At 73.9% G+C, this 22,802-nt stretch carries 16 protein-coding genes; 9 read left to right on the plus strand and 7 right to left on the minus strand.

The features are described 5' to 3' along the window. Positions 1-37: 37 nt before the first annotated feature. Entirely contained in the window at positions 38-463 is a 426-nt protein-coding gene (locus ACI78V_RS05320) for a DUF3052 domain-containing protein (protein WP_456849629.1), read from the minus strand. 384 nt (positions 464-847) lie between these two features. Here ACI78V_RS05320 and aceE point away from each other — a divergent pair, with 384 nt between their 5' ends. The 3 genes from aceE to ACI78V_RS05335 all read left to right on the plus strand — a co-directional run bounded on the left by aceE (position 848) and on the right by ACI78V_RS05335 (position 6,609). Then, positions 848-3,652, plus strand: a complete 2,805-nt coding sequence (gene aceE / locus ACI78V_RS05325) for a pyruvate dehydrogenase (acetyl-transferring), homodimeric type (RefSeq protein WP_456849631.1) — start codon at positions 848-850, stop codon at positions 3,650-3,652. Between the two features lie 165 nt (positions 3,653-3,817). Further along, the gene (locus ACI78V_RS05330) at positions 3,818-5,266 is read left to right on the plus strand and encodes a hypothetical protein (protein WP_456849633.1); all 1,449 of its coding nucleotides are present in this window, start codon (positions 3,818-3,820) and stop codon (positions 5,264-5,266) included. A gap of 14 nt (positions 5,267-5,280) precedes the next feature. Continuing rightward, positions 5,281-6,609: a hypothetical protein gene (locus tag ACI78V_RS05335; RefSeq protein ID WP_456849635.1), complete on the plus strand. Its 1,329-nt coding sequence runs from the start codon at positions 5,281-5,283 to the stop codon at positions 6,607-6,609. A 25-nt stretch (positions 6,610-6,634) separates the two neighbouring features. Here ACI78V_RS05335 and ACI78V_RS05340 read toward each other — a convergent pair whose 3' ends face one another. The 5 genes from ACI78V_RS05340 to ACI78V_RS05360 all read right to left on the minus strand — a co-directional run bounded on the left by ACI78V_RS05340 (position 6,635) and on the right by ACI78V_RS05360 (position 15,044). Next, positions 6,635-10,213 carry an nSTAND1 domain-containing NTPase gene (locus tag ACI78V_RS05340; protein ID WP_456849637.1) on the minus strand — a complete coding sequence of 1,193 codons (3,579 nt, stop codon included), beginning with the start codon at positions 10,211-10,213 and terminating at the stop codon, positions 6,635-6,637. Next, complete coding sequence (locus ACI78V_RS05345; RefSeq protein WP_456849639.1) at positions 10,210-12,315, minus strand: CHAT domain-containing protein; 2,106 nt, start codon at positions 12,313-12,315, stop codon at positions 10,210-10,212. Before ACI78V_RS05345 ends, ACI78V_RS05340 begins: the two co-directional genes overlap by 4 nt. A 182-nt stretch (positions 12,316-12,497) precedes the next feature. Then, positions 12,498-13,751, minus strand: a complete 1,254-nt coding sequence (locus ACI78V_RS05350) for a M20 metallopeptidase family protein (RefSeq protein ID WP_456849641.1) — start codon at positions 13,749-13,751, stop codon at positions 12,498-12,500. 2 nt (positions 13,752-13,753) lie between these two features. Further along, positions 13,754-14,302 (minus strand): pirin family protein, encoded by a 549-nt coding sequence (locus tag ACI78V_RS05355; protein WP_456849643.1) that lies wholly within the window; start codon positions 14,300-14,302, stop codon positions 13,754-13,756. Positions 14,303-14,354: 52 nt separating this feature from the next. Next, entirely contained in the window at positions 14,355-15,044 is a 690-nt protein-coding gene (locus tag ACI78V_RS05360) for a phosphatase PAP2 family protein (protein ID WP_456849644.1), read from the minus strand. A 72-nt stretch (positions 15,045-15,116) separates the two neighbouring features. Between ACI78V_RS05360 and ACI78V_RS05365 the strand changes: the two genes are divergently transcribed. The 6 genes from ACI78V_RS05365 to ACI78V_RS05390 all read left to right on the plus strand — a co-directional run bounded on the left by ACI78V_RS05365 (position 15,117) and on the right by ACI78V_RS05390 (position 21,784). After that, on the plus strand, positions 15,117-16,295 hold the full coding sequence (locus ACI78V_RS05365) for a PucR family transcriptional regulator (protein WP_456849646.1): 1,179 nt from the start codon (positions 15,117-15,119) through the stop codon (positions 16,293-16,295). Positions 16,296-16,489: 194 nt separating this feature from the next. Continuing rightward, a complete protein-coding gene (locus tag ACI78V_RS05370; protein ID WP_456849648.1) occupies positions 16,490-17,692 on the plus strand; it encodes an acyltransferase domain-containing protein in 1,203 nt (400 codons plus the stop codon). Further along, the gene (locus ACI78V_RS05375) at positions 17,689-18,657 is read left to right on the plus strand and encodes a beta-ketoacyl-ACP synthase III (RefSeq protein ID WP_456849650.1); all 969 of its coding nucleotides are present in this window, start codon (positions 17,689-17,691) and stop codon (positions 18,655-18,657) included. Before ACI78V_RS05370 ends, ACI78V_RS05375 begins: the two co-directional genes overlap by 4 nt. Before the next feature lie 92 nt (positions 18,658-18,749). Then, complete coding sequence (locus ACI78V_RS05380) at positions 18,750-18,989, plus strand: acyl carrier protein (protein WP_456849652.1); 240 nt, start codon at positions 18,750-18,752, stop codon at positions 18,987-18,989. Positions 18,990-19,040: 51 nt separating this feature from the next. Beyond that, entirely contained in the window at positions 19,041-20,282 is a 1,242-nt protein-coding gene (locus ACI78V_RS05385) for a beta-ketoacyl-[acyl-carrier-protein] synthase family protein (protein WP_456849654.1), read from the plus strand. 89 nt (positions 20,283-20,371) lie between these two features. Further along, entirely contained in the window at positions 20,372-21,784 is a 1,413-nt protein-coding gene (locus ACI78V_RS05390; RefSeq protein ID WP_456849656.1) for an acyl-CoA carboxylase subunit beta, read from the plus strand. Positions 21,785-22,005: 221 nt separating this feature from the next. Here the strand turns inward: ACI78V_RS05390 and ACI78V_RS05395 are convergent, their stop codons facing one another. Next, the gene (locus ACI78V_RS05395; protein WP_456849658.1) at positions 22,006-22,506 is read right to left on the minus strand and encodes a DUF3145 domain-containing protein; all 501 of its coding nucleotides are present in this window, start codon (positions 22,504-22,506) and stop codon (positions 22,006-22,008) included. Positions 22,507-22,802 lie beyond the last annotated feature (296 nt).

The following is a 22,802-nucleotide window of genomic DNA, read 5'->3' on the forward strand; positions in this document are numbered from 1 at the left end:
CCGGCCACGGGGACCGGCGCGGGGTCGTCGACCCTCCTCAGCGGCGGCTGCGCGCGGTCTTCGGGGTGACCAGCCGGATGCCCGACCAGTCCTTGGCCGCGGAGATGCTGCTGGTCTGCGTGAGGCCCGCGGTGGGCGCGACCTCGGTGACGTCGCCGGGCTCGACGTGCCCGGGCCGGCCCGACTTGGGGACCAGCAGCCACACCACGCCGTCCTCGGCCAGCGAGGCCAGCGCGTCGGTGAGGGCGTCGAACAGGTCGCCGTCGTCCTCCCGCCACCAGAGGATCACGACGTCGGCCACCTCGTCGGTGTCCTCGTCGACCATCTCGCCGCCCGAGATGTCGACGATCGAGTCGCGCAGGTCCTCGTCGGCGTCCTCGTCCCAGCCGAGCTCCTGCACGACCATGCCCGGCTTGATGCCCAGCCGGGCCGCCATGCTGGCGCTGCCCGAGTCGACGCTCATCCCTGCTGATCCTCCATGGGTTCCGATGCTGATGGCCGGTGGGCACGATCGTGCCCCGTCCGGCGGTGGGTCGCTGGGCGGGGACTCACGGGTGCGAGCCCGTGCCGGGCGCGTGACAGGAGGGGTGGCATCCGCCGGGGCTCGACACGACCAGCGGGAACGACCCCCGCAGCCTGGTCATGTCACCCCTTCCGTCCGCACCGGTGCCCGCGCCTCTGGTGTCGAGGCACCCGTCCGGCCGGGGACACCGGTCGGACGTTGGCGGAAGCGTAGGGCATGCCTGGTCAGGTGCAACCTCTCGCGGAACGGCGCCGCACCGCCGCGCCGTCCCGACACGTGGGCGGCCGGGTGACGCCAGGCGGGCCCGCGGGGGACGATGTGCCCATGAGCGCACCGCAGCAGCCGGACGGAGACCCCGCCCGCGACGCCAGCCAGGCCCGAGCGGTCATCACCGACGGCCTGCCCAGCCAACTGGTCGACATCGACCCGGACGAGACCCAGGAGTGGCTGGAGTCGCTGGACGGCGTCGTCGAGCACGGCGGCCGGGGCCGGGCCCGCTACCTGATGCTCCGCCTGCTCGAGCGCAGCCGCGAGCAGCAGGTCGGCGTCCCGTCCCTCCGCAGCACCGACTACATCAACACCATCCCGCCTGAGCGGGAGCCGTGGTTCCCCGGGGACGAGCACGTCGAGCGGCGGATCCGCGCCTACATCCGGTGGAACGCCGCGATCATGGTCCACCGCGCGCAGCGGCCGGGGATCGGCGTCGGCGGGCACATCTCCTCCTACGCTTCCTCGGCGTCGCTGTACGAGGTGGGCTTCAACCACTTCTTCCGCGGCAAGGACCACCCCGGCGGCGGCGACCAGATCTGGTTCCAGGGGCACGCCTCCCCGGGCATCTACGCGCGCGCCTTCCTCGAGGGCCGGCTGTCCGAGCAGCAGCTGGACGGCTTCCGGCAGGAGGTCAGCCACCCCGGCGGCGGGCTGTCGAGCTACCCGCACCCGCGGCTGATGCCCGACTTCTGGGAGTTCCCCAGTGTCTCCATGGGCCTGGGCCCGATGAACGCGATCTACCAGGCCCGCTTCAACCGCTACCTGCACGCCCGCGGCGTCAAGGACACCTCCGACCAGCACGTGTGGGCGTTCCTCGGCGACGGCGAGATGGACGAGCCCGAGTCGCTGGGCCTGATCGGCCTGGCCGCCCGTGAGGAGCTGGACAACCTCACCTTCGTCGTCAACTGCAACCTGCAGCGGCTCGACGGGCCCGTCCGCGGGAACGGCAAGGTCATCCAGGAGCTGGAGTCGTTCTTCCGCGGCGCCGGCTGGAACGTCATCAAGGTGATCTGGGGCCGGGAGTGGGACCCGTTGCTGGCCGCCGACCGCGACGGCGCGCTGGTCAACCTCATGAACCAGACGCCCGACGGCGACTACCAGACCTACAAGGCCGAGGACGGCGCCTTCGTCCGCGAGCACTTCTTCGGGCGCGACCCGCGCACCCGCAAGATGGTCGAGAACATGAGCGACAAGGAGATCTGGGCGCTCTCCCGCGGCGGGCACGACTACCGCAAGCTCTACGCCGCCTACAAGGCCGCCGTGGAGCACAAGGGCCAGCCGACGGTCATCCTCGCCAAGACGATCAAGGGCTGGACCCTGGGCAGCCACTTCGAGGGCCGCAACTCGACCCACCAGATGAAGAAGCTGACCGCCGAGGACCTCGCCGCCTTCCGCGACCGGCTCTACCTGCCCATCCCCGACGAGCAGCTCGACAAGACGCTGCCGCCCTACTACAAGCCCGACGCCGACTCCGACGAGATGCAGTACATGCTCGAGCGGCGCCGGACCCTGGGTGGCGCGGTACCGCGCCGGCGGGCGGAGTTCAAGACGCTGAAGGCGCCGGAGGACAAGGCGCTCGACGTCCTGCGCCGTGGCTCGGGCAAGCAGGAGGTGGCGACGACGATGGCGTTCGTCCGCCTGCTCAAGGAGCTGTTCAAGGACAAGGAGCTCGGCCCGCGGCTCGTGCCCGTCATCCCCGACGAGGCGCGGACCTTCGGCATGGACTCGCTGTTCCCGACGCAGAAGATCTACTCGCCGCACGGGCAGCGCTACACCGCCGTCGACCGCGAGCTGATGCTGGCCTACAAGGAGTCCGAGCAGGGGCAGATCCTGCACGAGGGGATCAACGAGGCCGGCTCGACCGCCTCGTTCACCGCCGTGGGCACGTCGTACTCCACGCACGGCGAGCCGATGGTCCCGATCTACATCTTCTACTCGATGTTCGGGTTCCAGCGGACCGCCGACTCGATCTGGGCCGCCGCCGACCAGATGACCCGCGGCTTCCTGCTCGGGGCCACGGCCGGGCGGACCACCCTCAACGGTGAGGGTCTCCAGCACGAGGACGGCCACTCGCTGCTGATGGCGCACACCAACCCGGCGGTGGTGTCCTACGACCCGGCGTTCTCCTACGAGGTCGCCCACATCACCCGCGACGCGCTGGTGCGGATGTACGGCGACGACCCGGGCTCGCCGCTGGGTGGGCACCGCTCGCCCGACGTCATCTACTACCTGACCGTCTACAACGAGCCGTACAACCAGCCGGCCGAGCCCGAGGGTCTCGACCTGCAGGGCCTGCTCGCGGGCATGTACCGCTACGCGGAGGGCCCACGGCTGGAGGGCCCAAAGGCGCAGCTGCTGGCCTCCGGCGTCGCGGTGCCGTGGGCGCTGCGCGCCCAGGAGCTGCTGGCGGACGACTGGGGCGTGTCGGCCGACGTGTGGTCGGTGACCTCCTGGACCGAGCTGCGCCGGGAGGCCGACGCCGCCGAGGAGCACAACCTGCTGCACCCGGAGGAGGACCCGCAGGTCCCCTACGTCACGCAGAAGCTGCAGGACGCCCCGGGCCCGGTCGTGGCGGTGTCGGACTGGATGCGGGCGGTGCCCGACCTCATCGCGCCCTACGTCCCGGGCGGCATGGCCACCCTGGGCACCGACGGGTTCGGTCTGTCCGACACCCGCCCGGCGCTGCGGCGGCACTTCCACGTCGATGCGGAGTCGGTCGTCGTCCGCACCCTGGCCTCGCTCGCCCGGCGCGGCGAGGTCGACGGGGACGTCGTCCGGCAGGCGGTGGAGAAGTACCAGATCCGCGACGTGCAGGCGGCGCCGGAGGAGCAGCGGTCGGACCCGAGCCCGGCCACCTGAGCACCCACAGCTGCCGACGGCGGCCGCTGTGAGGTGGCCGTCGTCGGCAGCGGGGTGATCAGGCTGACCCGGGCCCTGGAGGTGGCCCGGGTCGACTGACCTGAGCACCGGGGTCGTTGCCCGGGGTGACGCCTCGGTCTAGCGTCCGCCCTGAGGCGGTGCGGTATGGCCGAGGTGATGGTCGAGGAACCCCTGCTCGTGCTCAACGGGATCGACGTCGACACGGGCGACTACCTCACGCCGAGGGTGGCGCTGGCCGACGTCGCCGGCGCGCTGCGCGGTGACCGCACCCTGCCGCCGGCCACGCCTGAGCTGCGACGACGCCGGCAGGCCGACGAGGAGCACTTCGGGGTCGTCTACGGCCGGGATCCGCAGGACCTCACCTCGGTCGGCTGGGGGTTGGTGACCCCGCCGGACCCCGACCCCGCGGTGATGGAGGCCCTCGACCCCCTCCTGCGGCTGCGGGAGGGGCAGGCCGGCGAGCTGTTCCGGCGCCTCGAGGTGCGTCCCGGCGAGGACAAGGACGACGTCCTGGCCCGGTACGGGATGGGCCCGTCGGTCGTGGATCCCCGGAGGGTCCCGTACTACCTGCTGATCCTGGGGTCCCCTGCCGAGGTCCCGTTCGACGTCCAGTACCAGCTGGGCGTCTCCTACGCCGTCGGGCGGATCGACCTGGAGGATCCCGAGGCCTGCGCTGCGTACGCGGCGAGCGTCGTGGCGGCCGAGCGGAGGCTGGACACCCCGGCCCTCGGCGTCGCGCCGTCGGCGCGCCGGCTCCACCTCTTCGCCACGCGGCACCCGGGGGACGTCCCCACGGCGCTGAGCGCCTCGCGGCTCGTGGAACCGCTGCACGCGGAGCTGCGGGAGACTGCGCGCGCCTGGCAGCTCGGCACGGACGTCGGGGCCGGCGCCACCCGAGCCCGCCTGGAGGATCTCCTCACCGGCCCGGAGGCCCCGGACCTGCTCTTCACGGCCAGCCACGGCATGGGAGGCCGGGCGGCGCACCGTGACCTGGCCGGAGCGCTGCTCTGCCAGGATTGGCCGGGGCCCCTCGCGGCGCGCGGTCCCGTCGACGAGGGGCACTACCTGGCCGGGCACCACCTCCCCGCCGGCGCCCCGGTCGGCCCGAGGGTGGTGTTCTCCTTCGCCTGTTTCGGAGCGGGCACCCCGCAGGTGTCCGAGTACCCGGGCGGTCCCGACGGGAGCGGGGAGCTGACCGCCACGGGGTTCACCGCACGGCTGCCCCAACGGCTGCTCGGCGCGCCCGCGGGTGGGGCCCTGGCCTTCGTGGGGCACGTGGACCGGGCCTGGAGCTGCTCCTTCCTGTGGAAGGGGTTGACCGCGCAGGTGACGCCGTTCCAGAGCACCCTGCTGGCCCTGATGGACGGCGCGAGGCTGGGGTGGGCGATGGAGAGCCTGACCTCCCGGTACGCGGAGATCGCAACCGAACTCGCCCGTCGTTTGGACGACTTCCGTCGGTACGGCAAGCGCATCGACGACGCGGCCCTGGTCGGCCTGTGGACGGCCACGCACGACGCCCGCGCCTACGTGGTGCTCGGTGACCCGGCGGTCCGCGTGGCACCGCGCGGCGGCGCCGGACTGGGCCCGGGCTGACCCGAGGAGGCCGCATGGGAGCCGAGCCGGCGCCGGGGAGCGCAGGCCGTTACCACCTGGTGGCGTTCGACGCCGCCGGCAACGAGCAGCCCGGGGCCACCGGCCCGTACAGTCGGGAGCTCGCCGCCCGGCTCGCCAGGCAGGTGCCCACGGACGTCTTCGTGCTCAGCCACGGGTGGAACGGCGACGTGCCCGCCGCCCGCCGCCAGTACGGCGCCTGGGTTGCGGCCATGGCGGACTGCCAGGAGGACCGGGCCGCCGCAGACGCGCGTCCCGGTGGTCTCCGCCCCGTCGTCGTCGGCGTCCACTGGCCCAGCAAGGCGTGGGGGGACGAGGATCTGGGCCCGGCGTCCTTCGCGCTCCCCACGGTGGGATCCGCCGGGTCGGACGACGGGGTGGCCCGGCTCGTGGACTCCGCCGCGACCAGCCTCGGCGACACCCCCGCGGTCCGGGAGTCGGTGCGCACCGTCGCAGACTCGGCCCTGGACGACCCCGTGCCCGCCACGCTGCCGGGCCCGGTGCGAGCGGCCTACCAGCGGCTGGACGCGGCGCTCGGCCTGGGGGCCGAAGGCGAGGGCGCTTCGCCCGAGCGGGATCGTGCTGCCTTCGATCCGGAGGCCGTCTACCAGGCCTGCTTGGCGCAGGATCTGGCGTCCTTCGGCAGCACCTCGCTCGGCGGTCTGCTCGCTCCCCTGCGGGTGCTCACCTTCTGGCACATGAAGCGCCGCGCCCGCGACGTCGGCGCGACCGGTGTGGCGAGCCTGCTGGCGGACCTGCAGGAGGCGGCGCCGCAGGCACGCTTCCACCTGATGGGTCACAGCTTCGGCTGCATCGTCGTCTCCTCGGCTGCTGCCGGTGGCGGACGGGGGCCCCGCCGCCCGGTCACCTCCCTGGCCCTCGTGCAGGGAGCGATGTCGCTGTGGTCGTTCTGCTCGGCCATCCCCACCGATCCAGGGCGGACCGGCTTCTTCCACCGTGTCCTGGCCGACGGGCTCGTGGCGGGTCCCGTGGTGGTGACCACCTCAGTCCACGACCGCGCGGTGCGCACCTTCTACCCGATCGGTGCGGGCTTGCGCGGCCAAGTCGACTTCCTGCCCGACCGGCTGCCCACCTACGGCGCCATCGGCACGTTCGGTGTGCGCGGCCCGGGCATCGAGGTCGTGGACGACGACCTGCGTCCTGTCGGCGAGCCGTACGACCTGCGGCCCGGCGTCGTCTACGACCTGCGCGCGGACGACGTCATCCGGAACGGCAGCGGCGTCATGGGAGCGCACAGCGACATCACGAGGCCTGCGGTCGCCCACGCCGTCTGGCAGGCGGCCCTGGCGGCCTCTGACCAGTGACCGCCGTGCGCGACACCGGGCACGGTCAGCAGTCGGCGTCGAGGCCGTAGTCCTCACACAGGGCCGGAGGCAGGTCGTAGACGACCTTCGAACTGACGAGACGAACGAGTTCCGCATCCTTCAGGGGGATCACCATCGTGCCGGATGGGTCACTCGCAATGACCATCTCATCGCCGTCGGCCGTCATGGCCGCGGCCAGGGGAATCGATCTCGATGCCACCTGGCGGGTCCTCGTGCCGTCGACAGGATCGTGGACGACCACGCGGTAGTCCGCTCCCAGCGTGAGGACGCTCCCGTCGGTCCCGTCGACGAGGACCTCACGGACCTCCCCCGCGTGCGCGACCGGGGGGTCTGGCCACACGGCCTGCCCACTCTGGGCGTCCAGGACGGCCACGCGACCCCCGGTGGTTCCCAGGACCACCGTCTCCCCGTCGGCGCCGAACGCCGCGGCGGTCACGACCTCTCCGGGTTCGTCCCGGGGGAGATGCAGCTCGAGTGGCGATCCGTCACCGGAGAGCGGAGCCACCAGGGCTGCCGGCTGCTCGTCGGGCGCGACACCGTACGTGGAGAGGGGGGGCGGTGGGTACAACGCGACGAGGACGCTGGTGCCGTCAGGGGACATCTGGAGTGCCCGGACAGTCCGGTCCCGGGTGGCCACGAGTTCCTTCTCCCACAGCTTCGTCCCAGTGGCGACGTCCCAGGTACTCACGCGACCGACTTGGTCCCCGATGACCAGGACCGCTCCATCGGGGCTGAGGTCGACGTCCCAGACCGGGTCGACGCCCGCCGGCACGGTCAGCAGCGCCGTCCCGGTCGAGGTCTCCCAGACGTGGACGTCGTTCGCGTTCGTCAGCACCGCCAGCCGTGCGCCGCTGCCGTCGGCCGCCAGCGCGTACACGTCCTCGGCTCGGATCCCGGAGACGACGCTCCCGCCGCTGTCGGTCCCTTCGCCCGGCCACATCTGCACCGTGCCGTCGGTCCACGCCGCGAAGGCCCGATCCCCCGCCACGTCCGCTGCAGCCACGTAAGCAGACCCACCCGCGGGGCGCAGGTCCCAGAAGGCCGGGTCGACGTCGCTGCTCAACACGAGGACGCGGCCTGGGTCCCGGTCGAAGCCGGCTCCCCACGTCGAGGCGCCGGGCAGGTACGACGACGCGATCTCGCGGCCGCTCGCCAGGTCGTACACGCCCACCGCGCCGTAGGGGTCCACCGACAGGGCCCTCGTGAGGTCCCAGTCGAGGTTGTAGTACCGGTTGGGTGCGGTGAGGAGCGGTGGATAGCGCTCCCCCCAGCGATCCAGGTCCCACACGGTGACGGCCTTCCCGGTGACGGTGGCCAGCGCGCTCACGTCGTCTGTCCCGAAGTGCACCTGGTGGGCCTCCTCGGGCAACGGCAGCCGGGCGCGCTCGGCGCCGGTCACCGCGTCCCACAGGACCACCTCCGGGTTGCTCCCGACCGTGGCCAGCAGGCTCCCGTCCGGGCTGAACGCCACCGCGTTGGTGTAGGAGGAGGCCGGGTCGGCAACGCTGAGCCGCAGTGCACCGTCGAGGCCCCACACCTGTACCTGCGTGCTCGCGCCGACGGACGCGAACCGATCACCGAGCGGGGACCGGACGACGCGCCACACCCATTCAGAGCCCTCCGCCCAGCGCACCGGGCGAGCGGAGGCCACGTCCCACGCCAGCAGCGCGCCGTCCTTCGTGCCGGCGACGACCGTGCGCCCGTCCGCCGTCACGTCGAGCGAGCTGACAGCCTCGCCGTCCTCGAGGGGCAGCCGCGCACGGGACTGCCCGGTCAGGCGGTCCCAGACCTGGACGTCCTCGGCTCCGGCCACCACGACGACGCTGCCGTCCTCGGAGATGGCCGCCGACGCGGAGGGACCCCGCTGCCCACGCAGCGCGAGCGAGACCGGTGACGAGGCGGCCCGGTACAGGACGTCCCGGGCGTACTCCGGGAGGTCGGCGGCCGGGTACGTCGCGGCGCCCTCGGCCGCCAGGGCCCCCGCGAGGCCCTCATCGACGCCGACGTTCCGCTGCGCGTCCAGGAGCAGCCGGGTGGCCACCTCCTGCTCCTCGGCCCGGTCCCGCTCCTGCTGCGCCCGGTTCTGCGCACTGCGCGACTGGACGAGGAACAGCACCGCCGCGATGGCCAACAGGGTGACCAGGGCGACGGCGACCCTCAGCCTCCGCGCGGAGCGCCGCAGCGCAGCGGCGGTCTCCACGTCCCTGCGTGCCTGCTCGTCCGCCCGTCGGGACGCCTCGAGGAACTCCCGCTGCCGGGGAGTGAGCGCGCCCGTCCGGACGGCCTCGTCCTGCTCCGCCGCCGCAAGGTCCGCGCCCAGCAGCAGCAGGCGGTCCGGCCTGCCCTCCTGCTCCCACAGCACGACTGCGCGCTCGAAGGAGGACAGGTGCTGGGCCCGCCAGGCCGCGTTGTCCCGCCGGACGGGCTCGATCAGCCGGTCGTGTGCCAGCTCGTACCACGTGGCCTGCCTGCGGGTCTCGGCACGGACCAGGTGGGCGTCGAGGAGCTCGTCGAGCAGGTGGTGCCCAGCCGCCGCGGTGGACTCCGGTCCGGTCAGCACCTGACTGCGCAGCCCCTGCGGGGTGATCAGGCGCTCCTCGAACCAGTCCCGGATCACCCGCTCGGGCACCCCCGTCCGCTCCGCGGCGGTACCGACGCGCTCGGCGTAGTAGTCGCCCAGCGCCTGGTCCACCCGCCCCAGGGCCTCGACGTCGGCAGGGGTGATCTCCGTGGCGCCGGGGGGCAGCATCGACCACAGCACGTGGCAGGCGACCTGCAGCTGGACCGGCTCCACGTAGGAGCCGAGCACCTCGGTGATCCCGTTCGGCCGCTGCACGCGGACGGTCCGCAGGTCGTCCACCAGCTGCTGGGCGGCCTCCTCCGTGAAGTCCACACCCATCCGCTGGGCCGGCCGGCGGATCGCCTCGAGTGCCTCCGACACGGACAGCAGGTCGAGCCTGAAGGTGGTCCGGAAGCGCGTGGGGACGTACTTGAGGTAGGGGTCCAGCGCCGCGAGGAAGTCCTCCCGCATGGAGAACAGTGCCCAGTGGCCCCGGTCCCGCAGGGTCTGGCCGAGTTCTCTGAAGAAGGCGTGCTTGACCGGCTCGTCGGTGGGATCGGCGGTCAGCACCTCCTCGAACTGATCGAAGACCAACACCTCGTTGCCCGGCCGGCCGTCCCGGTCGGCGTGGGCCTCCAGGTACTCGCGCAGCGTCAGGGTCGCCAGCTCGGCGACGGGCCGCTGCTTGCCCGGCTCCACTCCCTCCTCGAGGGAGAGCAGCACGCTCATCACATAGCGGTTGCGCGGCGTGGGTATGTCGTGATCCGGTGCGAGCGCGTGGGTGACCCGAATGGTCGGCAGCACCTCGAAGGAGGTCTCGCGCAGCGCCGGCACCAGCGCTGCCTCGATCAGCGACGTCTTCCCCGCCCCCGACGGGGAGTAGAGCAGCACGATCCGCTCGGCGATCAGGAGGTCGAGCAGGTCCTCCCGCTCCCGGTCCCGCCCGTACAGCGGGTCGCCGGGGCCGAAGGACACCGGGCCGACATAGGGATTGCCGAGCCGCGGCGGTGCTGCGGCGGTCATGACCGCCGCCGCTCCCACTCCCGTCGCAGCTCCTTGACGAAGTGCTCGGTGGTGCCCCAGTACACCGACACACGGGCGTCCCGGAAGTACTCCTCCAGGTAGCTCCGCGCGCGCCCGGCGTCGATGGTCGCGTCTTCCTCGGGATCGATCTGGACGGCGACGTGGGTGTAGCTCTTGCGCCGGTTGCCGCCCTCGGAACTCATGAGACTGCGGTACAGGACCCGGAAGTCCCACTCGTCCAGACGGAACCCCACGAACATCAGTGCCGAATCCGACAGCCGTCGGCGCACCGTCGTCGGGACGAGATCCTGGTTGCGGGTCACGCCGATGAGGAAGTCGAAGTAGTCGTCCTCGGTCAGCACGAGAGACTCCGGCTGGTCCAGCGTGCCGAGCAGGTGGTAGATCAGCGGGCGCTCGGGCGTCGGCCGGTACCCGGGCTCCCGGTCGAACACCGACTCCGACCAGTCATCGTCCCCGTACCAGCGGCAGAGCTCCACCTCCGGCTTGCGCCCGGCGTCGGCCAGGGCTCGAGCCAGGAGGCGCGAGGGCTGAGTCGTGACGTACACCGGCGCCGGCAGCAGGGCCAGGACCGAGTACGGGTCGACCGCTTCGCGTCGGTGTCGCGCCTCCCACGCGCCGGCGATGAGGTCTTCCAGTGAGGCGTGCTCCCGGAGCAGGTCCGCCGGGAGTTCGTCCCCGTATCGCTCCACGAGGGTCCGACGCAGGTAACGCTCGAGTTCCGCGCGCAGGAACGGCCGGTCCTGGTGGATCGACAGGTACTGCGCGACCTGCGGAAGGCTCTCCCTGTCGTGCGGCGCCATGGGGAAGCCGTAGCTCCTCGCCCAGTCCCCTGCGATCTCCTGCCGGGTCCCCAGCAGGGCGTCGCTGATCCCCGGACCGATGATCGGCGTGCACATGGAGCGGCTGAGCGACGTGATCAACGACGGCCACTTGTCGAACGGCTCGCCGCCGGGTGCGATCCCTGGCTGGTACCACAGCCGCCCGCTCCTCAGCCGCATGAACAGCGCCGGGACCCACCAGTCGGGCCGATCCCGCACGGCCGCCCTCGCGACCGCCGTCGCACGGTCCACGAGCCCGTCCGCATCCAGGCTCCTGAAGAAGGCCTTCGTGAAAGCGGCAGCCGTGGTCATGGAGACGTTGCCCTGCATCGCCACCACGGCGGGCACGCCCACCTCTGCCAACCGCGGCCCCAACGCGGCCAACACGCCGGCGTCCTCGCTGCGCCGGTCCGCGCCCGCCCCCGCACTCTGGCAGGACGCCAGGAAGACCAGCCGTGGCAGCCGGGACAGGTCCCTCAGCTGGCTGATCAGGTCACTGCCGAGGAGCGGGGCAGCACGATCCTCCTCGTCGACGAGCAGGAGCACCGGCTCGTCGTTCGCGACGTAGCCGTGGCAGACCAGGTAGAGCACGTCGAACCCGCGACGCACCTGATCCAGGATGTTCGCCGCCGTGGGTGCGGCCGCTCCGGGCAGCGTCGTCAGCCTCAGGGTGGCCAGCCCCTCGCGGGCGCGAGCGAGCTCCTCGTCGACGCGCACGGGTGCCAGGGGGCGCCCGGCGTCGATGGAATCGAGGCCGACGGGTCCGGCGACCACCGCGAGAGCTCTCAGTTCATCGCGCGCCCGGACCCCCACGGGGCGCCAGTCCTGGCTGCTGAGGTACCGCGAGAACAGCACGTTCTCGTTCGTCAGCAGCGTCGAGCCGTCCACGGGGTTGCGCAGCGTCTCCCACCGCAGCCCGTGCAGCGCGGCGGCGTTCCTCCCCATCACCAGGCGCACGCGAAGGGGCAGGCGCTGGCTCTGGGACGTCGCGACCGCCGTCTGGTACGCCGCCCCGACCCCGTGGTCGAACAGCCCGTGCCCCAGCGCCAGGCCGTACTCCTCATCGTCGACGAGGGCATCGAGCCGGCGTGGGTCGATGTCCGCGAGCAACGGCCCAGGAGTGTCCAACTGCACCTCACCATCGCTCCGCGGCAGGGAGAAGCGCAGTTCGACGCTCAAGGAGACCGCGTCACGGCGGTGCAGGCCGATCTCGAGGTCGGCGTACTCGTCCACCGCACCGTGCGAACCCGAAACGGCGGCCATACGCACCTGCCGGGATACGAGAACGAGCAGAGCAGCGTCCGCGGCCAGCATGCTCCCCGGCCACCGGCCGGGGAAGGGGTCGGCCGATGAGGCGTGACCATCGGTAGAACCCGGACGCCCCGGGCTCGCCACAGCCACCCGGCCACCCGGCCACCCGGCCACCCGGCCACCCGGTTCCAGCGTCAACCAGACAGTGCCTCCAGCGCCATCGCCGCGTACAGGGCCGCGCCGTCGGGCAGCACGTCCTCGTCGAACACGACGAGGTTGGAGTGGTTGCCGGCGGCCGTCGCCGGGTCCTGCCCCGGCGGGCAGGCACCGAGGAAGGCCATCGCCCCGGGCACCCGCTGCAGCACGTAGGCGAAGTCCTCCGCCCCCATCAGCGGCTCGCGCGCGGTGACGCTGCGCTGGGGGCCGAGCAGCGCCGCCGCGGTGGTCCGCACCGCCTCGGCCACCCCCGCGTCGTTGACGGTCACCGGGTAGCCCTCGCGGTGGTCGAACTCCACCTGCAGCTCGTGCGCCGCGGCCACGTGCCGAGCCACCCGCTCCACCCCGGCCACCATGTCGGCCCGCCGCTGCGCCGACAGCGTGCGGATCGTGCCCTCGAGGAACGCGGTGTCGGGGATGACGTTGTCGGTGGAGCCCGCGGTGAGGTGCGCGACGGTCAGCACGGCTGGGTCGAAGACCGGCGCCCGGCGGGTCACCATCGACTGCAGCGCCAGCACGATCTCGGCGGCGACGGGTACCGGGTCGGCCGCCGCGTGCGGCATCGAGGCGTGCCCGCCCCGGCCGTGCACGGTCACCATCCAGTGGTCGGCGGCGGCCATCATCGGCCCCGGGCGCACGCTCACCACGCCGCTGGGCTGCGTGGAGAACACGTGCAGCGCGAACGCCCCGCTCACCGGAGCCTCCGGGACGACGTCGAGCAGCCCCTCCTCCAGCATGTAGCGGGCGCCGTGGAAGCCCTCCTCCCCCGGCTGCAGCATGAGCACGACCTGCCCGGCCAGCTCGTCGCGGCGCTCGGCCAGCAGCCGGGCGGCGCCGAACAGCATCGCCACGTGCAGGTCGTGCCCGCAGGCGTGCATCGCACCGGGGACCTCGGAGGCGAAGGACAGCCCGGTGTCCTCGTGCACCGGCAGGCCGTCCATGTCCGCCCGCAGCAGGTACGTCGGGCCGGGCCGGGCGCCGCGGAGGACACCGACGACCGCGCTCGTCGACTTCCCGGTCGTCACCTCGACCGGCAGACCGGCGAGCTCCTCCAGCACGGTGGCCTGGGTGCGGGGCAGGTGCAGCCCGATCTCGGGGTGGCGGTGCAACCGGCGGCGCAGGTCCACGGTCCGGTCGGCGTCGGCTCGAGCCGCGGCGAGCAGGGAGGGGACCCCCTCGCCCCCCACCGCCCGCGAGCTCGCGGCGGGGTCCTGCGAGGGAGCCGGTTCCATGCTCACCACTCTGCCCAGGCGGGGCGGGCGGCGTCCACCTGCCAGACCAGCACGGTGCCGGGCCCGGTCACCCGCCCGCCGTCCTGGCGCTCGACCCGCACGCCGTCCGGGCCGGCCAGCACGAGCAGGCCGGCCGGCACCGCCACGTCGCCGTCCGCCGGTGCCCGGCCCACCCACAGCCGCGCGTCGGGCCGGTCCAGGTCCACCCAGCCCTGCGACGCCGGGTGGACCTCGTGCCCGGGCGCGGCGTCGGGGCGGGCGCTGCGCAGGTAGGTCTGCACCACCCGGGCCCCGGCCTCCTCCGCGACCTCGTCGTGCTCGAGTCCGGTGCCCGCGCGCAGCACGGCGACGTCGCCGGCCCTCATCAGCGCCCCGTCCCCCCAGCCGTGGCGCAGCGACCCGTCGAGGACCACCGCCACGACGTCGACGGCGCGGTGGTGGTGCCGGCCGTACCCGGCGCCCGGCTCCAGGCGGTCGGCGGCGATCCGCAGGAGCGGGCCCAGCGAGGCGTCGTCCGGCTCGAGGAGCACCTGCGACCGCAGCCCCGTCACGGTGCCCTCCTGGTCGCTGCCGTCGGCGGAGCCGGCACGGGTACGGAGCTGCTCACGTCGCCTCCCGGGGCGGCAGGGCGGCCCGTCCACCGGGCAGCGCGTCGAACACCAGGGCGACCGCGAGGGTCCACGCCACCCCCAGCGCCAGCCCGCCGACCACGTCGGAGAGGAAGTGCACGCCCAGCCACATCCGGGTCAGCCCGACCAGCAGCGCGAGGGCGGCCCCCGCAGCCAGGGCGGGACGGCGCCATCCCGGCGCCAGCCGCGGCCAGGCCAGCACCAGGGCCAGGGTCACCAGCGTGGCGATGCCCGACGAGTGCCCGCTGGGGAAGCTCAGCCCCTCGTAGCTCGCCCCGCCGTTCTCGAAGGCCGGACGCACCCGGCCGACGAACTCCTTGAGCGCGACGGTCAGGGGGCTGACGGCGACGTTCGCGGAGACCACCCAGGCCGCCGTCCGCCAGGCCCGGCGGGTGCCCAGCCAGAACAGCACCGGCAGGGACACCAGCACCCGGAACCAGACGACCCCCGGCGTGGTGAGCACCTCAAGGAGCAGGTCGAGGGCGGGTGAACGGTCGTCGCCGGCGTACAGCGCCCGGCTCACCGCCTCGTCGAGACGCACCTGGGGCGCGAAGCCGACCAGCACCCCCAGGCCCAGCAGGCCGAACACGCCGAGCCCGGCCCCGGCCGCGGCGAGGGCGCGCCGGCGCCGCGTCGCCGTCCCGTCCCGCCGGAGCACGTCCACGGCCCCACTCTCCCCGACACGGCGGCCGGGGACGACGCGGGACCCGGCGTCCCCGCATGACAGGGTGGGGCCGTGCCGGACCGGGGAAGCCACCGCCCGCCCTCCGACGCCACGCTGCGTCGGCTGGAGCGCGCGTCGGGGTCCCTGGCCACGCGCGCGGTGGCCCGCATGGACGACGTCCTGCCGTGGTTCCGCACCATGCCCGCCGACCAGCGCTCCTGGGTGATGCTCGTGGCCCAGGCCGGCATCGCCTCGTTGGTGGAGTGGTGCCGCACCCCCACCCGGCCCCCTCGGCTCACCGGTGAGGTCTTCGGTGCCGCGCCCCGTGAGCTGGCGCGGGTGGTACCGCTCAAGCACACGGTCGACCTCATCAAGGTGACCGTCGAGGTGATGGACGACTTCGTCGAGTCCGTCGCCGAGCCCGGCGACGCGGACGCGCTGCGCCTGGCGGTGCTGCAGTTCAGCCGCGAGGTCGCCTTCGCCACCGCGCACGTCTACGCCAGCTTCGCCGAGAGCCGCGGCGCCTGGGACGCCCGCCTGGAGGCCCTCGTGGTCGACGCGCTGGTGCGCGGGGAACGCACCGAGGAGCTGTCCGGCCGGGCGTCGGCGCTGGGGTGGGCGGCGATGAGCCCGGTCACGGTGCTGGTCGGCGCCGCACCGGCGGCCGGTGACGCGCACGCCGCCGCCCGCCGCGCGGCCCGTCAGCTGCGCAGCGAGGTGCTCGTCGGTGTGCACGCCGACCAGCTGGTCGTCGTGCTGGGTGGCACCGAGCGGCTGGAGGAGGTGGCCGAGCGGGTCAGCGACGAGTTCGGCCCCGGCCCGGTGGTGATGGGGCCGGTCGTCGACTCGCTGAGCCGCGCCGGCGACTCCGCGGCCGCCGCCCTCGCCGGCCTGCGGGCGGCCGCGGCGTGGCCCGGGTCGCCACGGCCGGTGCCGGCCGACGCGCTCCTGCCCGAACGGGCCCTGGACGGCGACCCGGTCGCGCGGGCCACGTTGCAGGAGCGGGTCGCGCTGCCGCTGCAGGGCGCCGGCGGCGAGGTGCTGGAGACGGTGCGCGCGGTGCTCGCCAGCGGCGGCAACCTGGAGGCCAGCGCCCGGGCCCTGTTCGTCCACCCCAACACCGTGCGGTACCGGCTCAAGCGGGCGACCGAGCTGACCGGGCTGTCGGCGACCGACGCACGTGGTGGCTGGACGTTGCAGGTGGCCCTCGCCCTGGCCGCCCTCGACCAGGACCGTTCCCTCTGGCACTGAGGCGGGCCCCCCGCCTCGCGGACCGGCCACGGGCCCCGCACACGGCCGGCGCCGGACAGTGTGGTTCCCACCACCGGCACTCGGTGGATGCGCCGGAGATGGCGCATCTTTTGTGGGGACCCTCCAAAGAGCACCGGTGTGCTTTCGTGCCGCTCCCCACCACGCGGAGCCGCGATCTCTGACACGGTGTGGAGGTGCTGGCCGTCCTCGCCCCCGGACAGGGTGCGCAGAAACCCGGGATGCTGACCGACTGGCTCGGGCTCCCCGGCGCAGAGTCCTTCTTCCGCTGGGCCGGCGCGATCGCCGACGCCGACCTCCTCGAGCTGGGCACGACCGGCGACGCCGAGGCCATCAAGGACACCGCGGTCACCCAGCCGCTGGTCGTCGCGATGAGCCTGTTCATCGCCCGCGAGCTCGGCGGGCTGCCCGGCCCGGTGGCGCACACGCCGCAGGCCGGCCGGGACGTCGTCATCACCGGGCACAGCGTCGGCGAGCTGACCGCGGCCGCCCTCGCCGGCGTGCTGAGCGTGGAGGCGGCGATCGCGCTGACCGCCGTCCGCGGCCGGGCCATGGCCGCCGCGTGCGCGCAGACCCCCACCGGGATGTCCGCGGTCCTCGGCGGGGACCCCGACGAGGTCGCCGCGAAGCTCGCCGAGCACGGCCTCGTGGCGGCCAACATGAACGGCGGCGGCCAGGTCGTGGCCGCCGGCCCGCTCGACGGGCTGGCCGCGCTCAGGGCCGACCCGCCGGCGAAGGCGCGGATCATGCCGCTGTCGGTGGCCGGCGCGTTCCACACCGAGTACATGGCCTCCGCCCGCGCCGAGCTCGAGGGCCTCGTCGGCGGGCTGCGCCCGGCCGACCCGAGCCGGCTGCTGCTCTCCAACGCCGACGGCGCCGCGGTGTCCTCCGGCGCCGAGGCACTCGCCCGGCTGGTCAGCCAGGTCACCAGCCCGGTCCGCTTCGACGCGTGCCTGGCGACCATGCGCGAGCTGGGGGTGACCGCGGCCATCGAGCTGCCGCCGGCCGGGGCGCTGGCGGGCCTGGCGAAGCGGCAGTGGAAGGGCGCCGACGTCGAGATCCTCGCGGTCAGCGGCCCGGCCGACCTCGACCGCGCCCGCGAGCTCATCGCCGCCGAGCGCGGCCGGGCGGAGGCCGAGCACCTGCCCGACTGGCGGGTGGTCGTCTCCCCGGTGCGCGGCACGGTCAGCCCGGCGGAGGTGGCCGAGGGCTCGCGCCTGCCGGCCGGCACCCCGCTGGGCGTCATCCGCAGCCGCCGCGAGGACGTGAACGTCTCAGCCGGGTACGACGGGGTACTGGCCGAGTGGCTCGTGCAGGACGGCGACCTGGTCGATGCAGGGGACCCGATCGCCCGGCTCTACCCGGAAGGTGCGGAATGACCACGCTGCAGCTGCCCGCCGGTGCGCCCGGCGCGCGCATCCTCGGTCTCGGGAGCTACCGCCCCCGCCGCCGGGTCACCAACGACGAGCTCGCCCAGGTGATGGACACCAACGACGAGTGGATCCAGGCGCGGGTCGGCATCGCCGAACGCCGCTGGGCCGAGCCGGACGAGACGCTGGCGGAGATGAGCGTCGCCGCCGGGGGCAAGGCCCTCGCGGCCAGCGGCCTGGACGCTGCCGAGGTCGACCTCGTGCTGCTGGCGACCGCCAGTCCGCCGAGCTCGATCCCGGGGCTGGCGCCGCAGATCGCGCACCGGCTGGGGATCCCCCGGCCCGGCGCGTTCGACGTGAACGCCGGGTGTGCGGGGTGGTGCTACGCGCTGAGCGCCGCGGCCGACGCCATCCGCTCCGGTTCGGCCCGCAACGCGCTCGTGGTCGGCGGCGAACGGCTCACCGACTACACCGACCTGACCGACCGGTCGACCGCGGTGATCTTCGCCGACGGCGCCGGGGCCGCGGTCCTCGGCCCCTCGGACAGCCCCGCCGTGGGGCCCGTCGTCTGGGGCAGTGACGGCGACCAGTTCACCGCCATCGCCATCCCCGAGGGCGAGAAGGTCATGAGCATGGCCGGTCAGGCCGTGTACCGCTGGGCCACCACCCGGCTCACCGACACGCTGGCCGAGGCGATGCGCCGCGCCGGCGTGGGGCCCGAGGACATCGACGTCTTCGCGCCGCACCAGGCGAACCTGCGGATCATCGAGCTCATGGCCAAGCGCCTCGGCCTGCCCGAGCGCACGGTCATCGCCCGCGACATCGTCCGCTCGGGCAACACCTCCTCCGCCTCCGTCCCGCTGGCCCTGTCGGCACTGCTGGAGACCGGTGAGGCCAAGAGCGGTGACACCGCGCTGCTGCTCGGCTACGGCGCGGGCCTGACGTTCGCCGGTCAGGTCGTCGTCCTGCCCTGACCGTGCTGACATGAGCACGCACCACGAACCCCCGGGCTCCCCGGGAACCACGGCGGGTCCCCCCGCCCCATCCGAGAGAGAGAGGACCCCGCGTGAGCGAGGACATCCAGACCGGTCTGGCCGAGATCCTGGAGGAGGTCGCCGGCGTCGCCCCTGCCGACGCCACCCCCGAGAAGTCGTTCACGGAGGACCTCGACGTCGACTCGCTGTCGATGGTCGAGATCGCCACCGCGGTCGAGGACAAGTTCGGCGTCGCCATCCCCGACGACGAGCTGGGCAACATCAAGACCGTCGGCGACGCCATCAGCTACATCCAGAAGAACCAGGGCTGAGCCACCCCCGGCTGCCCCGGCCCCCGGCCGCACGTCCCAGGAGGATTCGTCATGAGCACGTCAGTCGGCGATGTCGTCGTCACCGGACTCGGTGCCACCACGCCGCTCGGTGGCGACGTCGCCAGCACGTGGGACGCACTGCTGGCCGGGCGGTCGGGGGTCAGCCGGATCACCGACGACTGGATCAAGGAGTTCCCGGCCCAGCTCGTCGCCCGGCTGCCGGCCGACCCCGCCGAGCAGCTGGACCGCGTCCGCGCCCGCCGGCTCGACCGCAGCCAGCAGGTGGCCGTGGTCGCCGCCGAGGAGGCGTGGCGTGACTCCGGCGCCGCCGACGCCGGCGTGGCGCCCGAGCGGGTCGCCGTCGTCTTCGGCACCGGCATCGGCGGGGCGCTGACCCTGCTCGGGCAGGACGACGTCCTGGAGGAGAAGGGCCCCAAGCGGGTCTCCCCCTTCACCATCCCCATGCTCATGCCCAACGGCCCGGCCGCCGCGGTCGGGCTGGCCGTCGGCGCCAAGGGCGGCGTGCACGCACCGGTGAGCGCCTGCGCCTCCGGCGCCGAGGCGATCCGGTGGGGCCTGGACCTGCTGCGCTTCGACCGCGCGGACGTCGTCCTGGTCGGGGGCGCCGAGGCCTGCGTGCACCCCCTGCCGATGGCCGGGTTCGCCGCCATGCGCGCGATGAGCACCCGCAACGACGAGCCCGAGCGCGCCTCCCGGCCGTTCGACAAGGCCCGCGACGGCTTCGTGCTGGGCGAGGGCGCGGCCGCGCTGGTGCTCGAGCGGGGCGACGCCGCCCGGGCGCGCGGCGCTCGCATCCACGCCCGGCTCGCCGGCGCGGGCGCGACGGCGGACGGCTACGACCTGGTGGCCCCGCACCCCGAGGGTGAGGGCGCCGGGCGCGCCATCAGTGCGGCCCTGCGTGACGCGGGCCTGTCCGCGACCGACGTGGGCCACGTCAACGCGCACGCCACCTCCACGCCGGTCGGTGACACGGCCGAGGCCTCCGCGATCCGCAACTCCATCGGCGAGCACGTCCTGGTGACGGCCACCAAGAGCCAGACCGGGCACCTGCTGGGCGCCGCGGGCGCCCTGGAGTCGGTGTTCACGGTCCTCGCCCTGCGCGAGCAGGTCGTGCCGGCGACGGCCAACCTCGACGACCCGGACGACGACGCCGCCGTCCAGGCCCTCGACATCGTCCGCCGGGAACCGCGGCGCGCCCAGCTCTCCGCCGCGGTCAACGACTCCTTCGGCTTCGGCGGCCACAACATCGCGCTGGTGTTCACCACCGTCTGAGCGGCCCCTCCCCACCGACTGCGCCGGCCCGGCCCCGGGCCGGTGCAGCGATGCCGCCTGCCCTGAACCGCCCGAGCCCCGGAGGTCCCGTGACCGCCCTGTCCGCCGCTCCCCTCCCCACCGACGTCGACCCGCGCGACCCGGCGGACCGGCTCGCCCGGTTCTTCGACGCGGACTCCGTCACGCTGCTGGGGACGCGGGACACCTCCGGCGTCCTGGCCGCCCGGGGCACCGTCGCCGGCACCCCGGCGATCGCCTACTGCACCGATGCCACCGTGATGGGCGGGGCGATGGGTCTCGACGGCTGCCGACACATCGTCGACGCGATCGACGCCGCACTGCGCGAGCGGGTGCCCGTCGTCGGCATCTGGCACTCCGGCGGCGCCCGGCTCGCCGAGGGCGTGACCGCCCTGCACGCGGTCGGCGAGGTCTTCGAGGCGATGGTGCGGGCCTCCGGTCGGGTGCCGCAGATCTCCGTCGTCCTCGGGCCGGCCGCCGGCGGCGCCGCCTACGGGCCCGCGCTCACCGACCTGGTCATCATGGGGCCGGCCGGGCGGGTGTTCGTCACCGGCCCGGACGTCGTCCGGTCGGTCACCGGCGAGGACGTCGACATGGAGCGCCTCGGAGGCCCCGACACCCACGGCCGGCGCAGCGGCGTCGTGCACGTGGTCACCGAGACCGAGCAGGCCGCGCTCGACACCGCGCGGGAGGCGGTCTCCCTGCTGGCCGCGCAGGGGTCCCTCGCCCCGGCCGACGACGAGCCGGACGTGGACCTGCGGGCGCTCCTGCCGGAGAAGCCCAACCGCGCCTACGACGTGCGGCCGCTCGTGGCCGCCGTGCTCGACGGGCCCGGGCTGGAGCTGCACCCGCGCTGGGCGCCGAACATCGTCACCACGCTCGGCCGGCTGGCCGGGCGCACCGTCGGCGTGGTCGCCAACAACCCGCTCCGGCTGGGTGGCTGCCTGGACTCCGCGTCGGCGGAGAAGGCGGCCCGCTTCGTGCGCATGTGCGACGCCTTCGGCGTCCCGCTGGTGGTCCTGGTGGACGTCCCCGGCTACCTGCCCGGTGTCGGCCAGGAGTGGGACGGCGTGGTGCGGCGCGGCGCCAAGCTGCTGCACGCCTTCGCCGAGGCCGTGGTGCCGCGGGTGACGCTGGTGACCCGCAAGTCCTACGGCGGGGCCTACATCGCGATGAACGCCCGTTCCCTGGGCGCGACGGCGGTCTTCGCCTGGCCCGGTGCGGAGGTCGCCGTCATGGGCGCCAAGGCGGCCGTCGGCATCCTGCACCGCAAGAAGCTGGCCGCCGCCCCGCCCGGTGAGCGGGAGGCGCTGCACGCGCAGCTGGCCGCCGAGCACGAGCGGATCGCCGGCGGGGTGAACCGGGCACTGCAGATCGGCGTGGTGGACGAGGTCGTCGAGCCGTCGCGGACCCGCCGCCGCCTGATCGCCGCCCTCGCGGCGGCCCGGCCCGGGCGCGGGGCGCACGGCAACATCCCGCTCTGACCCGGCGCGCCACAGGGCCCGGCACCCCGCGGGGTGCCGGGCCCTGTCGTCGGGGCTCGTGGTCGCCCGGACGCCGCTTCCCCGACGACGTCCGGACGACCGGCCTCAGCCTACGACGAGCGACCGGGTGCCACCGGGCCGTCGTAGTCGGATCGTGATCTGACCCTGCCGCAGGACCCCGCCGCGAGCCCGCGAGCGGCGAGGGGCAGCGGGGTCCTCCCTCATACGACCTGGTGCAGCCAGGTCACCGGCTGGCCGTCGCCGGCGTGCCGGTAGACCTCGAGGTCGGCGTCCCAGGCGGCGCCGAGGAGCCCGTCGACACCGTGCCGGAACGCCTCGATGGAGGTCGCGGTGGCGGCGAGGTGACGCAGCTGCTGCTCGGTGACGATGAGGTCACCGTTGGCGCTCGTGGGTGCGCGGTAGACGCCGTGGCCGGGCACGTACGACATGCGCTCGCCGTCGTTGCCGTAGCTGGCTTCCTCGGTCACCTCGAAGCGGAGCATCGGCCACGCGCGCAACGCAGCGACCAGCTTCGCCCCCGTCCCGGGAGCGCCCGTCCAGGCGACCTCGGCACGGTAGGAACCGTGTGCCGCGGGCTGGTCGGCCCACGACAGGGAGACCGGCGCGCCGATGACGCGTTCGAGCGCCCACTCGACGTGCTGGCAGAGCGCCTTCGGGCACGCGTGCACGAAGACGACACCCTGGGTAGACCGTCGCTGCACGGGGTACCTCCATCGACTCGATCGGTCTCGTCTTCCCCAACGGACGATCGATTCGGTGACAGGCTGTGTTCGGCGGTTGCTGGACCAGGGGCCCTGTGAACAGTTTGCACGATGGTCACCCCATCGCGCCAGTGCGAGAGGTACGGATGGGTCACATGTGACGGATGGTCACACCCGCGACCTCTATGCGCTGGTCAGCGGGCCATACCATGAGCAGGGGGCAGCGTCCAGGCATCGGGTGCCACCCACACGTGATCCACAGGATCTCCCCCGTGCACCCACAGGCCGGTCCCCAT

It is taken from the genome of Geodermatophilus sp. SYSU D00742, from assembly GCF_054049935.1.

Coding starts and splice junctions, on each gene's coding strand:
- ACI78V_RS05335 (WP_456849635.1), top strand. CDS start 5,281: ATGGGAGCCGAGCCGGCGCCGGGGAGCGCAGGCCGTTACCACCTGGTG.
- ACI78V_RS05385 (WP_456849654.1), top strand. CDS start 19,041: ATGAGCACGTCAGTCGGCGATGTCGTCGTCACCGGACTCGGTGCCACC.
- ACI78V_RS05320 (WP_456849629.1), bottom strand. CDS start 463: ATGAGCGTCGACTCGGGCAGCGCCAGCATGGCGGCCCGGCTGGGCATC.
- ACI78V_RS05330 (WP_456849633.1), top strand. CDS start 3,818: ATGGCCGAGGTGATGGTCGAGGAACCCCTGCTCGTGCTCAACGGGATC.
- ACI78V_RS05345 (WP_456849639.1), bottom strand. CDS start 12,315: ATGGCCGCCGTTTCGGGTTCGCACGGTGCGGTGGACGAGTACGCCGAC.
- aceE (WP_456849631.1), top strand. CDS start 848: ATGAGCGCACCGCAGCAGCCGGACGGAGACCCCGCCCGCGACGCCAGC.
- ACI78V_RS05350 (WP_456849641.1), bottom strand. CDS start 13,751: ATGGAACCGGCTCCCTCGCAGGACCCCGCCGCGAGCTCGCGGGCGGTG.
- ACI78V_RS05375 (WP_456849650.1), top strand. CDS start 17,689: ATGACCACGCTGCAGCTGCCCGCCGGTGCGCCCGGCGCGCGCATCCTC.
- ACI78V_RS05340 (WP_456849637.1), bottom strand. CDS start 10,213: ATGACCGCCGCAGCACCGCCGCGGCTCGGCAATCCCTATGTCGGCCCG.